The 12,482-nt window shown below is 58.5% G+C and carries 21 protein-coding genes; 2 read left to right on the forward strand and 19 right to left on the reverse strand.

From position 1 onward, the window contains the following. Positions 1-16: 16 nt before the first annotated feature. From QMX96_RS04440 to QMX96_RS26940, 5 genes are all read right to left on the reverse strand, one after another. On the reverse strand, positions 17-445 hold the full coding sequence (locus tag QMX96_RS04440) for a hypothetical protein (RefSeq protein ID WP_282361238.1): 429 nt from the start codon (positions 443-445) through the stop codon (positions 17-19). Next, a complete protein-coding gene (locus QMX96_RS04445) occupies positions 446-694 on the reverse strand; it encodes a zinc ribbon domain-containing protein (protein ID WP_282361239.1) in 249 nt (82 codons plus the stop codon). It lies immediately after the preceding gene. Between the two features lie 94 nt (positions 695-788). Continuing rightward, complete coding sequence (locus tag QMX96_RS04450; protein WP_282361240.1) at positions 789-1,595, reverse strand: KilA-N domain-containing protein; 807 nt, start codon at positions 1,593-1,595, stop codon at positions 789-791. Continuing rightward, entirely contained in the window at positions 1,592-2,443 is an 852-nt protein-coding gene (locus QMX96_RS04455; RefSeq protein ID WP_349016777.1) for a Bro-N domain-containing protein, read from the reverse strand. The genes QMX96_RS04450 and QMX96_RS04455 overlap by 4 nt, the downstream gene beginning before the upstream one ends. A gap of 74 nt (positions 2,444-2,517) precedes the next feature. Then, positions 2,518-2,670 (reverse strand): Arc family DNA-binding protein, encoded by a 153-nt coding sequence (locus tag QMX96_RS26940; protein ID WP_349016778.1) that lies wholly within the window; start codon positions 2,668-2,670, stop codon positions 2,518-2,520. Positions 2,671-2,763: 93 nt separating this feature from the next. Between QMX96_RS26940 and QMX96_RS04460 the strand changes: the two genes are divergently transcribed. Next, complete coding sequence (locus QMX96_RS04460; RefSeq protein WP_282361242.1) at positions 2,764-3,189, forward strand: Arc family DNA-binding protein; 426 nt, start codon at positions 2,764-2,766, stop codon at positions 3,187-3,189. Between the two features lie 114 nt (positions 3,190-3,303). Here the strand turns inward: QMX96_RS04460 and QMX96_RS04465 are convergent, their stop codons facing one another. Beyond that, positions 3,304-3,921 (reverse strand): hypothetical protein, encoded by a 618-nt coding sequence (locus QMX96_RS04465; RefSeq protein ID WP_282361243.1) that lies wholly within the window; start codon positions 3,919-3,921, stop codon positions 3,304-3,306. A 583-nt stretch (positions 3,922-4,504) separates the two neighbouring features. After that, complete coding sequence (locus tag QMX96_RS04470) at positions 4,505-5,074, reverse strand: hypothetical protein (protein ID WP_282361244.1); 570 nt, start codon at positions 5,072-5,074, stop codon at positions 4,505-4,507. A 175-nt stretch (positions 5,075-5,249) separates the two neighbouring features. On the opposite strand from QMX96_RS04470, the gene QMX96_RS04475 reads away from it, so the two are divergent. After that, positions 5,250-5,744, forward strand: coding sequence for a hypothetical protein (locus tag QMX96_RS04475; RefSeq protein WP_282361245.1), 495 nt, complete (start codon positions 5,250-5,252; stop codon positions 5,742-5,744). A 204-nt stretch (positions 5,745-5,948) separates the two neighbouring features. Here the strand turns inward: QMX96_RS04475 and QMX96_RS04480 are convergent, their stop codons facing one another. From QMX96_RS04480 to QMX96_RS04535, 12 genes are all read right to left on the reverse strand, one after another. After that, positions 5,949-6,245 carry a DUF1799 domain-containing protein gene (locus QMX96_RS04480; RefSeq protein ID WP_349016779.1) on the reverse strand — a complete coding sequence of 99 codons (297 nt, stop codon included), beginning with the start codon at positions 6,243-6,245 and terminating at the stop codon, positions 5,949-5,951. Positions 6,246-6,262: 17 nt separating this feature from the next. After that, the gene (locus QMX96_RS04485) at positions 6,263-6,643 is read right to left on the reverse strand and encodes a phage tail assembly chaperone (RefSeq protein ID WP_282361246.1); all 381 of its coding nucleotides are present in this window, start codon (positions 6,641-6,643) and stop codon (positions 6,263-6,265) included. 42 nt (positions 6,644-6,685) lie between these two features. Then, the gene (locus QMX96_RS04490; protein WP_282361247.1) at positions 6,686-7,342 is read right to left on the reverse strand and encodes a phage tail protein; all 657 of its coding nucleotides are present in this window, start codon (positions 7,340-7,342) and stop codon (positions 6,686-6,688) included. Between the two features lie 65 nt (positions 7,343-7,407). Further along, positions 7,408-7,908 carry a KilA-N domain-containing protein gene (locus tag QMX96_RS04495; protein WP_282361248.1) on the reverse strand — a complete coding sequence of 167 codons (501 nt, stop codon included), beginning with the start codon at positions 7,906-7,908 and terminating at the stop codon, positions 7,408-7,410. Between the two features lie 186 nt (positions 7,909-8,094). Beyond that, entirely contained in the window at positions 8,095-8,547 is a 453-nt protein-coding gene (locus QMX96_RS04500) for a phage tail tube protein (protein ID WP_282361249.1), read from the reverse strand. Continuing rightward, positions 8,544-8,960 carry a phage tail terminator-like protein gene (locus QMX96_RS04505; protein WP_282361250.1) on the reverse strand — a complete coding sequence of 139 codons (417 nt, stop codon included), beginning with the start codon at positions 8,958-8,960 and terminating at the stop codon, positions 8,544-8,546. Before QMX96_RS04505 ends, QMX96_RS04500 begins: the two co-directional genes overlap by 4 nt. Next, a complete protein-coding gene (locus tag QMX96_RS04510) occupies positions 8,957-9,556 on the reverse strand; it encodes a hypothetical protein (RefSeq protein WP_282361251.1) in 600 nt (199 codons plus the stop codon). The genes QMX96_RS04505 and QMX96_RS04510 overlap by 4 nt, the downstream gene beginning before the upstream one ends. A gap of 19 nt (positions 9,557-9,575) precedes the next feature. Next, the gene (locus tag QMX96_RS04515) at positions 9,576-9,968 is read right to left on the reverse strand and encodes a hypothetical protein (protein WP_282361252.1); all 393 of its coding nucleotides are present in this window, start codon (positions 9,966-9,968) and stop codon (positions 9,576-9,578) included. A gap of 3 nt (positions 9,969-9,971) precedes the next feature. After that, positions 9,972-10,349 (reverse strand): hypothetical protein, encoded by a 378-nt coding sequence (locus QMX96_RS04520; RefSeq protein ID WP_282361253.1) that lies wholly within the window; start codon positions 10,347-10,349, stop codon positions 9,972-9,974. 2 nt (positions 10,350-10,351) lie between these two features. After that, positions 10,352-10,657 (reverse strand): HeH/LEM domain-containing protein, encoded by a 306-nt coding sequence (locus QMX96_RS04525; protein WP_210015040.1) that lies wholly within the window; start codon positions 10,655-10,657, stop codon positions 10,352-10,354. Between the two features lie 46 nt (positions 10,658-10,703). After that, a complete protein-coding gene (locus QMX96_RS04530; protein ID WP_088514735.1) occupies positions 10,704-11,681 on the reverse strand; it encodes a major capsid protein in 978 nt (325 codons plus the stop codon). Positions 11,682-11,684: 3 nt separating this feature from the next. Then, complete coding sequence (locus tag QMX96_RS04535) at positions 11,685-12,458, reverse strand: hypothetical protein (RefSeq protein WP_176516936.1); 774 nt, start codon at positions 12,456-12,458, stop codon at positions 11,685-11,687. Positions 12,459-12,482 lie beyond the last annotated feature (24 nt).

A 12,482-nucleotide genomic window follows, 5' to 3' on the forward strand; every position in this document is an offset into this window, starting at 1 on the left:
GTTTTTAGGTTTTTCTCTACAGCGCATCTATCTCAGCTTTCAGCTTGTTGATGGATTGCTCATAGGATGTTTTTTCCTGGCTTTCTTCAAGCCAGTCGCGCGGAGTGCTGAGCCAGTCCATGTAGCCTATCCATTTGGCATAGGCCTCGATAATCGCGGGCTTCAATTCAGGATTTTTTCCCAGGGCCTGCTTCAGCTCTGGCCTCATTTTCGGTTTTTCTTGGTCGACACACGACTTCGCCTTTTTGAAGGCCTTCGCGATTGCGGCCTTGTAGGCGGAGCTGCTAGTGCCGTGATCTCTCCCAACCAAAAATGCCTCCGTAGCTTCGCCAGAGCTGGTGATTGAGCAAGCTGCGGCAGCCCCCTCTAGCGTTGTCACGAAGCTCTCTTCAGGGTAGGCAGGAGCGGCCAAAAGCATCAGCGCGACGCAAGCTAGACGCTTCATTTACATCTCTCCCAAGGGTGAGCGGCAGTGTTTGCAGATGTTCGCATCTTTTTTTACGCGCTCTTTACATGACGGGCATTTTTTCAGCGAAACCCGTCCAACTACAAAGCCTGCCAGCAGAAGAACTGGAACCGACAAAAATAGAAACCCTGCTTCCATTTGCGCGCGCGACCCGTCAGGCGCATCGATCACATCGAGAAACCCAATGACGGCCGCAGCTAAAGCGAGTAGGTAGATAAATCTATGCATTTCACTCATCCATGGATTGATTGGGTGAAATCTACCACTACAGCGCGCCAACACCAAAACCCCGCACAGGCGGGGTTCGGCTTTGATTGAGCGGTTACCTCGACAGGCCGCGCGCGACGACCTCGGGCATTTCAGCCTGCAGCTTCTCGGCCAAGCGCTTCAGCGGCTTAGCCACCGACTCCTTCCAGAGGATCTGTTGAATCGGCTTGCCGTCGCTGTGCTTCTTGCCAGTGTCGGTGATGACGGCGAACTCCTTGCCTTCCGGCGTGACCTCCCAGCGTTTCTTGCCTGGTTTGTAGGTCACATGGTGCTGCAGCCCGCATTGCGCGAGCAGCTTGTTCATGCTGGCAGCAGTCATGCCGAACTTCGCGCCAAGCTCGGTCGGCGTGTAGTTCATCTCCTGGGTTTCGTTGACCAAGCGCTTCACGCCGGCCATTTCCATCAGGTCGATGCCGATAGCGGAACGGACCATGCTGTTCGCGCTCAGGATTGCTTGGTTACCTTCAAGCCCCAGGCTCTCGGCGATGCGCTTGGCAGCATCGAAGTTGTCGGCTGCCACGGGCAGACGCCGTTCCTGCGGGATAACTGCGTCGTTCGCTGCCGCCGAGTCGAAAGTCCGAATTACGTGCAGGCTGAATGTCGGGCTGACCCACATGGCATAGGCGTAGACCAGCTCCTTGCATGCGTAGGTTCCCGGCGAGCTACCACCACGCACCACCCTCAAAGCGGGAATTCCCGCTTTGGCAATTTCGTCGGCAAGCTCCTGGGCCTGACCAACCCGCATCCATTCGCTTGGCTTGTGCCGAGGCTCGCCGCCGGCGGCCCGGTGGAAGTCGTTGAGGCTGAACCGGCCATCATGGTCTTGGTGAATCTCGATGCCTGCGATCATCAGCGCGCTCATGCTGCAGCCCTCCCAGCCTGTATCTGCGACCGCCGCCTGAGCAGTACCGTGGCGGCAGCCACAAAGTCGAATAGCTCTTCGGTGGTCGCTATTAGCCCGCTAGGCGTGACAAGCGCGCGAAGCATCTCGCTGCACGTCATCACGCAAGCATCGCCAGGAATCTCCCGAACTTGCTGCTCACCCCTGTGATCGAAGCTGACCAGATAGCGAGAGCGCGGGCTTCCGGCGATTTGAATGCCTTCCTGCTTCGGCAGGTACTCGCCTTCAAGTGCGTACGCCGCCAGGTACTCGCAAGCCACGTCCAACTTGCCAGCAGGAATCAGTTCAGTGCGCGGAACGTTGAAGCGAGTGTGCAAAATAGCGTGAAGCTTGTGCCTGGCTTGGCGCTGGACGCCGACAGGAAGGATTGCAACCTTCTGGCTGATGACCCCGTTAATCAGGTTGGTGCCGCTGACGCCGATCACATCATCGACGAGGGTGGACATCTTGTTGTCGCGATCCTCATAGCGGCCATGCTTGCGAATGGCTGGCAGGACCTCGGCAGTCACCCACTTGCGGAAGGCGTGTGGCTTGCTGCCCTTTTTCACTGCATCGCGGCAGCGAAGAATCAGGGTATAGAGGCCGGATTCATTGATGACGTTGGCCTGGCCCTGACGACCTATGTTGAACATAGACCGTTCGTCTTCATCCAGAGCCTGCATGGCCTGGGTGGTGTTCGTCACATCCAGCACGCGGCAAACGTCGGTTGCTACGAACCATGGATCCCCATTGATAGTGACAGCTCGGACGCTATGCCCACGGAAGTCAAACGGGATGACACTGGATACAGCTGTGCTATTATCGCCCATGACGATTTCTTCTCCGAAGTTGATCTCGTTTCCCGAAGCCCTGACGACTCTCACCTCGTCGGGGCTTCTTCGTTTCAGGCTGCCGCTTGCTCTCGCCGCTTTTTCTCTTCCAGCAGAGCGAAAACCACTTCTGCCGTCTGCGAGCGACAGTTCCTCTGGGCTTCGGTTTCTACCCATTGCTTAAGCTCCTCTGGCAATCTCACCTTCATCTGTGGGTCTGTGCGCATACCTGCATCCTCATGGGACCACCGTGATCCCAAACAAATAGAACCACGGTGGTCCCATTGCTGTCAACACCACCGTGGTCCATCATCCGCGCCATGAGCAGAGAAGACTCCCAATTCAAATTACGGCTACCAGCCGACCTGCGTGAGCAGATTGAACAGGTAGCTAAAGAATCCAAGCGTTCGTTGAACGCTGAGATTGTTGCGCGACTTGAAAATAGCGTTCAGGCCGTGCTACCTGTTGGCGAGGTAATGCCTGCGAAAAAGGCAAAAGAGATCGCATCAGCAGCGCGGAAAAACCTCGCAACAGAAGTGCGCGCACTGGTCATTGATCGACTTAACGAAGCGATTCGACAAGGCGCATCATCCACTGGCGTTGATTTGACCGTCTTTCCTTTAATGGCCCATGAGGACAGTGCGTCAAACGAAATTGCTGACCCTATCGAGGCAGAACTTGTCGCAGCCGGCTACTCGATTAGCTGGGACGGTCCAGGCCACATGTGCATCTCGTTTGAAGACTAGCGAATCCCAACCCCGGCCGCGCGCCGGGCTTTTCGCTCACCCCAGATACAGCAAAGCCCACATCAGCGGGCTTTGTCGACCAGGTCATGGATCAGAAAACGGATGCGGGCTGGATCATTTGTTTCTGTAGTCGGCCTCTGCCATAGCGCCTAGCTTGCTTGCAGCATCATCAACGGCAAGGCCTATCACTCTGGTGATATCGGATTGTTCAAGGCGGGCATAGGCCATAGGAATGGCTCCCACTCCAACAATATCCACCTGCTTATCAGGACCGCCATCAATTGAAAGCGTCGCACGAACAGTCACTTTTGCCGCCGGGACAACATCGGTAGCCAGGCCGATAATTCCTGCCCTCCAGAATCCGGTCGCCTTTTCGTCGTCCACCCCAAACTCAAGAGCCACACTGGTTGCCGAGACTCGGATAGAGGCAGGCTTGCCGTCTGGCGTGTCTCCTATTCGAGCGGCAGGCACTCGAGAGCGAATATCAGCAGCGATCGCCTTGCTTAGTGGCTCGCCGACATGCACCTCGAATTCAAAAATCGACCAAGCTTTTCCAAAAGAAGGCTTTTGGGTGATCACCTTCCTCTGAAAATCCAGTGGCAGCACCAGCTGAGCGGTCGCGCCCTCAATGGGGGTGCGGTAAAGCGTGCCTCCCGACACCTCAGGCCGAACCTGCTTGGCAGAACAGCCAGCAAGCAAAGCAACCAGAAACAGCGCAACAATTCCTTTCATGACAACATCCTCAATTAGATGCTGGCAATTTACCACCATCGGGAGGAAGCGCCAAAACCCCGCGCAGGCCTGAGATTCCCAAATGCACGAAACCCAGAAAGCAAGAGCCCAGCGCGGGGCTGGGCTATGACTGATTACAGCCCTGCAGAAATCCACTCTGCGCTTGGATGCTCTCGGGAGAATGACCTGGCCTCGGCATTGAAGTAGGAACCGACCTCATCAAGCATAGGGGCGTCCCGCATTTGTTCATGCCCGGGGTCAAGAATGGTAACCAGGAGGTAGGGAGCCTGGGGCGCATCCCAGGCCCGTCCAAAGACAAGAACTCTGTCTGAGGTAAAGGCCTGCGGATCGCTAACACCCTGCTCGATCATCGCATTCCATCTAGACGTAGCATCATCCGACTCCAGATGGACTTTCTGGAGAATCCCTACGATGGATTTCGGGGCTACGAATGGGGAGGTCTTTCCGAACGTGTCGCCAGGACCTATGCCTCCGGACAGCCACAAAGCAAACTCATTAGCCAGATGTTGTGACGCAGTTGACCCAATAGTGAAGGTGAGCTTCCTGCTCACAATTACTGGAATCATGGCTGCGGGTCGTTCTCATTAGCCTTGGAGCGAAAGTAGGCGGTATGCTCTTTCACGACTTTGTCCAGAACGTCACGCGCGAGAAACGATGGGCGCTGCCTTGCCAGTTTCCGCTCTAGTGGGCTCAATTTGGACTGAGCCAGCCTTTCGTTAATTGTGCTCATCAGCGTATCTACTCTGGAAATCAGCCCGGCTATTGAGGTGATGACCTGCTCATAAGCCTCAACCACACCATCATCCGCCCCAAGCTCTGGCGCAGAGCGCGCGCCAAGACGCTTGGCCTGCATGATGCCAAGAGCCATGCGCGAACTACTTTGAACCGCTGCTAGCGACGGGATAACTTCCTCGACAAGGGGTTCGCCTTCCATGCTGTCAGTTGTCGCTCGACGGATCAGGCTGTCGCATGATTCGGATAGCGCTTCCATATTGCGGCGCGTATAGACCAAGGCCTCGACGGTTCCATCAATCGCCCTTAGAAGCTCTAGCGAGCGCGCAGCCTCGCCACTCATGATTCCGCTCATGATCTCCATGGGGTGCGGCTTGGCAGGGATGTTCCCAGCTTTCATGGCTCGCGGTCTCCGGGGCGGCTGCTATGTGTGACAACGTATCGTATCACTACACCCTGTCAAGTCGCCACGTCGCCTGGGCTGTCTACCCATTCAGCCTGTCTAAATGCTCAGTGGCGGCGATTTGGTGGCGACGGTAACGTTGCTCCTCCGAATATCGCCAAGGAGCGGCAAAATGTCACTTGATCGCGCACTGCAGTACGAAATTCTCACGGCGCTGGCTGCTAAGTATCCGGGGCAGATCGGAAACCCTTACGAAATCGGCGACGACCCGGACGCAACAACAAAGAACATTTACTACCTTGCGGAGCATGGGCTGATACGTGCGAAATTCTCAAAAGAGCTTTCCGCACTCATCCAGAAGCCCTATCTTGCCTCGATAACCAGCGCCGGGCTTGATTTCCTGGCTGATGATGGCGGCCTCAGCGCTATCCTCGGCGTCGTCACCGTAAAGCTTCACGAAGACACGCTCCGCCAACTCATCGCCGCGAAGATTGAAGCTTCAGCCCTTCCAGAGGCAGAGAAGCGTCCCCTGCTTCAAGTTGTTCGAGAACTTCCCGGCGAGGCCATAAAACACCTGTCAACGAAGCTATTGGACCTTGGACTTGAGAATCTGCCGGGTGCAACCGCGCTAATCTATACAGCCCTGCAGAGCGTCCGAGGGTTCTAGGTTCGTCACCACATAGGCGCAGCTCTGCATACCCGATGTGTCCTGTCTCTCGATCCCACAGATCCAGAAACAGGACTGGTAGATCAGATCCAGCGATGCTCAGAAATGCCTCTGTCGAGCTCGAGGACGACCTCCCGCCAATCAACGCCATCACTAGATCGTGTTGTTTTATCTGCATGTCGCTCTCCGCTTCGCCGCTCAACGTCACTCGTCCCGGCTATCTGCCATCGTCCTGAGCGCCGCCTGCTCCATCACGCGGACGTCTGCGAAGATGGCCTGATGCTGATCCTGATCTACTTCGAGCAGCCCCATCACCATTGGTAGTACCTGGTAGTCCAGGCCGGTTGGGCCAGACATTCCGGTCCGCCACTGAGTGCCCATCGCTTCGAACACGGCAAAGGACTGCACGTTGCAGTCCCACAACTCCACCGTCTGCTGGCAGTCTTCGGGCTTGAGGCCGAAGATCGCCAGCGACTCAGCGTCAGGTGCAGAGGAATACAGCGCCTGGACTACCTCACTCAGTTTCCCTCGCGGGATACCTTATACGCCCCGCGGTAGGCTTCCAGGATGGCCTCTGGGACAGCGGCTGCCGATCCGGCAAGGGCGCGCAGATTCGCCTCGTTCAGCTCTTCCTCAAAGCCCCAGGAAGCGATGATGGTCTGCAGCTGTTCGATCTGGTGATCCAGAATTTTCGCGGTGACCTCCCGAACAGTCGGCTCTTTCTCCAGCAGATCACGGACTTCCTTGTTGCTGGAGAGGTCGGCATCGGTGAAGTCAGCCAGCTTGTCTCGAGCCAGGTAGTTGAAGACGAACTGCACCTTGACCGGCTTATCCCCAACGCGGGGGATTTCAACGTCAGCTTTGAAGGTAGGGTTTTGCAGGATGGAAATCTTGGCCATGAATCAGGGTCCTTGAGGCGATGGGAAGTGGTTGGGCCGCGCTTAGGCGGCCAGGTAGCGAATCGGGCGGCCCGACAGGGAGAAGGTGATGGTCCGGGTCATCAGCTGGTTGCGCTCCAGAGTTGGGGTGTCGGTGATCGACACGAAGCCTGGATAGACGATCTGGTCCTTGTTAGGCAGGGTCAGGATCATGACGGTCTGCTGCTTGCTGTCGGTAAAGCGCTCGACGACCGGGACGTAGGCCGCAGTGGGCTGATCTTCCACAGTCATCTGCATGCTGATCGGGTTGCGGTTGGTCGGGTACTGACGGTCATCGTCTTCGGCCAAATAACCGACAGTCAGAAACTGCTGCTCGCCGCCACTGGTGGTTACGCCGGTGATCTTGGTGATCTCCGTCATGGTCAGCACTTCCTGGAACTTGCCGGTGTTGCTGCTGGCGGGGAAGAACGTGGTGTCCGTAGTGCTGATGTTTTCGAGCTTGAAGCTATCGGTATCTTCTTCCCCGACGCGAACAGCTCGACCATCCAAGCGTCCCCAGGCGGCCTCAAGCAGGACGAAATCCCCACTGATGAGCCCGTGCGCAGCGGAGGTAGCTTCGGCCGGGCTGGCGTTGGTGATGGCGGTGATCGGCTTGGCTTCGCCGAAGGTGGCAGCGATCTGTACGGTGCTGCCATTAGGCAGGGCAATGCGTGTAGCCATGGGGATTACTCCTATGGAACGAGAAAACCCGCTCATGGCGGGTGATGGGTGGTATGTGAGGCGCCCTAAGCAGCGTCTAGGCCAAGGGTCATTTGCAACTGATCGCGCCAGTACTCGACCTGGTGCTCCAGGCTTGGCTTTTTGCTACGCCAGCGAGCCAGCTCTCGACCGCTCAGACTGGCAACTTGCTTGGCATCGTCCAGGGCACGACAGGCGCGGTCAAACTGCTGCTTCTCGTTGAGCTCGCCGCGCAGTAGAGCGTCGATGTGCAGGTCGCACCAGACAGCAAACTTGAGGTCAAGCCAGCGTGCGAACGCGACCGCAAGCTTGGGATGCAGCCAGGTGCCGCTGTGATAGCGGCCACGGCGAGTTTCTAAAAGTGACTCAGGATCACAATTAAGTGCTTCGGCCAGCGCCGCCAGGTACAGCTTGGTTTCGTCTTGCTTCAGCCAGTCGATCGGACGCTTGTCGAACCGCTTGGCCACGTCAGTGGCGTTGATCCAGCCATCGCTGTTGAAGCGGACGGCTCGTCCTTCGTAGTGAAACGGAATGACATTATTGTTCATGGTTCATGCCCTGCAATGAGCCCTGGAAATAGAGCGGCCACAGCAACGCCCCAGGGAAGGCGCTTTCGGGTGCCCCCTAGCTGTGGCCTGAAAGAGACGCGGCCGGGGGTGGACGGATGAACGAACATCCATCGTTCGGCTGTACGGGCCTAGGCTGCGTGTTGGGTTGCCTTGCGGCGAAAAACGTCAGGAAGTGATTCGTTTTGGCGATCCGATGACGCGGATTCGATAGTTGCGGACCATCAGGTTGTTGCGCTCCATCTGAGGCATAAGGCCGCCACTGGCGTACCCGGCCCAGGCGATGTGAACGCCGGATGGAAGCGTGAACCGCCAGCCCAGTGCGGCGCGGGTATCGCGCCCCTTGTCGATCGCGGTCAGGTAGGCCGCAGCATCGGCATCCTCGACCGGAAGCTCAATATCGATGGGGTCGCGCCCAGTCGGGACGCTAACGTCCTCGTACTGGCCCAGAGGAACAAAGGTGGCGAAACGCTCATCACCACCCGAATGAGATGGCGTGGTGACCTTCTTTACCTCGATCCAGCTGGCATCGCTCATAGGTGGCAGACCGAACTGCACCTGGTCAACCTTGGCTGTTACCCAGGTCGTGGTGCCGTTGGGGAGCGGAATTCGACGTGTCATGGCGCCTCCGCCTGCCCGAGGTAAGTGAAGCTCACCGGAACCGTGTAGACCGATGGCTCGGTAATGGTCGGCCCCTGCTCTACTGGCTCGACAACCATGCCCTCGAAGCCGTTGCGACTGAGAGGGGTATCGATGCGGAACAGACCGGAGAGCTCGTCGATGATGGCCTCAGCCGTACCCATGACCTGGCCTGCCGGGCAGATGATGCTGACCTGGTAGACGCCGCTGTATTCGTAGGCCTCGCCGCCTAGGTAGCGGCAAGTTGTGCTCGCCGGTAGCTGGAAGGCACGAAGGTAGGTCTCGCCAGACTCGGCCTCGAACCCCTCTTCGAAGTTGGCCACGCGGATCGGCCTCACTGAGGCCCAAGCCATTAGCTTGGCTTCAATGGCTTTGCGGGCTAGTGCATGGCTCATACGCGATTCTCCTTGGCAGCCTCTTCCACAATCCGGCGGAAGTCCGCGACAGTCGTCCTAACCATGCCGTTTGGCGGGGTCTGACTGGAGTGTCCATATTCCAATGGAATCGCGTAGGGCAAGTTGTTCACCAAGTACGCTGTTTGCCCTACGGATAGCGCCTCAACCTGTGCGCGCAGCTCGGCAATTGCTTGAGCGCCTTCGGGGTCGACCCGGTCAAGATCGCCGTACGCTGGAGCGTCGATTGAAAACTGCCAATTCCCCCTAAATCGACCACCTACATATCCATCGGGCGCCTTGATGTCCATGCCATCATTGAGGCGCTTTCCAGGCTTTAAGCGGCCTGCCTTGGTCAGATTCGCAGGATCATTGCGAAGCTGGCTGTTATGGCTGAGCACCTCCATGTTGTAAGCATGAGCAATCTTGTTGACCTGCCATATTTCAGGCTGCCCAACGGGAGATCTCATGATGAGCCGAATGCCTACCTCAATCACAATGTCTTTGTAGGTGGCATCCAAAGCGTCTTTCGCCTTCTCGGCAAAGTCGCGGATGCTCTCGGCAAATCCACCTTGAAGCCCGCCGTAGCGCTGGGTCATGTGTGAGCCGCGTGGCATGTCATTTCCTCAGCTGGATGGTCCAAGTCGCCTGGGCAGGGTCCTGGGACACGCTGAGTGCGCGGTAGCCGCTCACCTGGTCGCCGATCTTGGGCAGCGCTGGGACATCGGTTACAGCGCCTGCCTGCCCTTCGAACAATTCGTTCTGCAACACCAGCAGCTTCACGTCCTGGGTCTCGATGCGTGAGCCGTCAATTTCCTTGGCCAAGTAGCTGCCGAACACACCGCGCCCGGCGTAATTGATGGTCGAGGCCGGGACAGTGCCGCCGATCTCGGGGTCATATCCGCCCTTTAGGGTGCGAGATCCGGCTACAGGCTTCACCGCGTCGGCAAGGCCGTCTGGATCATCGAACGCTTCCGCCAGCTCCGCTTGGAGTTCTTCGCGCATGCCCATGGGTCAGATCCTCTTGAGCATTACGGTGCCGGCGCGGCGGGTCCAGGGTGCGATGAGGTCGAGAGCGAAGTTCTCGCCGGTCGAGCGATCGACAGACCCCGCGACGTAGGTCTTACTGGTCGAGGTGCCAGCCTGGGCCGACACAGTCTTGCTCTGGATCTCGCGCTGGGTGTCCTTGTAGAGCTGGCCGGCGGCGGCCAACTTGGCCACCTGCGCGCCAGCACTCACGATGGCGTCCGGCACCGGGTCTGGCACAGTTCGCTTTATCTTGGCCGTCAGCCAGGCGTTGGCCATGGCCACGGCAAGGACCGCATCACCGGCGCCAGCCCAGCCCTGCCCGAGCTTTTCGTCAACGTCAGCGACAGTGATGAAGTCAGTCATGATCACTCCTGGGGGATCAGGGCTTGCAGGTCGGGCTTTTTCGCGCCGGCGTCGAACTCGATGCCCTTGGCAGTGAGCCATTCCTTCAGCTCGGGAACGTTCATCTTGCGCGGGTCAGTCTCCGCCTCTTCTTGGCCGTCTTGCTCGCCAACCTTGATACCCGCAGCCTCGTAGGCCTCGACGATCTCAGGCGCCTCGCCTTCGACCACAACATGCGTTGCGCCGTCGATGACCCCGAAGAACTGGCTCAGGAGCCGGTAACAAACGCCGCGCTCGCGGCCTGGCTTGTCGGTGTAGATAACTTTCATGGTGATCTCCTGCGCAGGGCGCCAAGTCGGCGCCCCGCATCATGGGTCAAGGGGTGGCGGTGCCGCTGATGACGGCGGCGAACGGCACCTGCTTGCGGTCGAACACACGTTCCCAGTTCGCAGCGCTGGCGTACTGGGTGGCGTTCGGGCTCAGGTTAAGGTTGTTGCTGCCTTTCCAGCTGAAACCGGCGGGCTGCAGGATGAAGGTCTTGCGTTCCCACAGGACTTCGGCACCGCCGCCATTGCCACCGTCCGGTTTGCGCTGCAGCTCGACCGGTACATGCGGGGCCCCCTCGCCATAACCGAAAGCGCCTTGGCCGAAGAATACCGACAGGAATTGACCGGGCGCGTAGGTCAGGCTGTCATCCATGAAGACCGGCTTACCCAGGTAGGTGGCCAGAATGATTTTTCCGGTCGAGTCGCGCAGATACTCAATCAGGTCCTGCTTGACCATCTGGTTCATGACCACCGAGTGCACGCCAATGGCTCCGAACATGTCAGCCGCATCGCCGGCAGTGAAGGCAGCGTCCTGAAACGCGGTGGCGCTGATGGTGGCACCTGCGTCCTTGACCATGTCACCGGCATTGTTGGCAATGTTCGAAGCGATGATGCCTCGTGCAGCGCCCAGCAGATAACGCTGCCACTGGCGGGTCCAGTACGTGCCGAAGCGGTTGCGGATGTGCTGCATGGGCTCGCTATTGGCCAGCTCAGCAGTGAGGTCGGCAACACCGTAGCCTTTGTTGAGGTAAAGCGTGCGGGCCCGCATGCTGCCCTGCTCGGCCTTGCCGACTTCGCCCAGGTCATCCGGGTTGTCGTTGGAGATGTTCGGCGCCTCGTCGGCGTCGAGATCTTGCCAGTAGCTGATCTCGGAGGTGCCCTGGCCGTTGTTGGCGATATTGTCGAGCGTCGGCGAGCGGGTCACGATTCCCGATTCGAAGACGGAGGTTTTTTCAGGGGTGTTCACCGGCGCCAGCGCGCCGTAGTAGTCGCGGACGAAGATGTCCGACAGCTGGGTCGTGGCCATGGATTAGGTTCCTTGGGTGGCTTGCAGTTTTTTGAATGCTTCGGGGTTGTCGCGAGCGATCGCAGCGCGCTCGGTCTCGGTGTACTCACCCCACTTCTTCGTGGCCTTGCCACCGTTGTCGCCGGTCTGCCCGGCACCCTGAGCCCTTGGCCACAGGTGGGTAGCGGTTTCGCGCAGCGATTCCGCCCATTCGAGGGGAGACAGCGGGGTCTTGCCGTCCTTCCCGTACACGACTTCGCCGGCACGGTCGGTGGCAACGGGCTCGCCGTCTTCGCTCAGTTTGAAGGTGCCCCGGGCGCGGAGAATGATGTCCTCGGCAGCCTCGGGCAGCGCGCCGGCTTTGATGGCGGCAGCGCGGATGGAATCGGCCAGCACCTTGTCGCTGTACTTGGCAGCGAAGGCTTCGGCCTTGTCCGCGCGTTCGTTGGCGGCCTTGACCTGCTTATCCAGGTCGGTGCGCAGGCGCTCGGTACGTCGGGTGATGACTTCGTCCAGCTTGCCCTCGGCGATCAGCTTGGTCTCTTCGTCCTGGCCAACCTTGGCCAGCAGCCCCTTCACTGCCTCGATATCCAGGCCTTCGAATTGACCCTTCAGTTTGTCCAGCTCGGTCTTGATGGTCTTGTTGGAGCCGATCAGCTCCTGGTTCTTGGTCTTGAGGCCCGAGACCTCACCGTCCAGGAATTTCTGAACCTCGCCACCCAGCGCTGCCTTCAGCGCGGCGGTTTGGGTTTCGTCGAGGGTGAGGCCGTGGGCGGCCGGGTCGAAGTCAAAAGGCATGTGGCTATCCCCTGGGGATTGATT

The sequence above is a fragment of the Pseudomonas sp. PS01300 genome (assembly GCF_029960155.1).
GTDB lineage: Bacteria > Pseudomonadota > Gammaproteobacteria > Pseudomonadales > Pseudomonadaceae > Aquipseudomonas > Aquipseudomonas palmensis.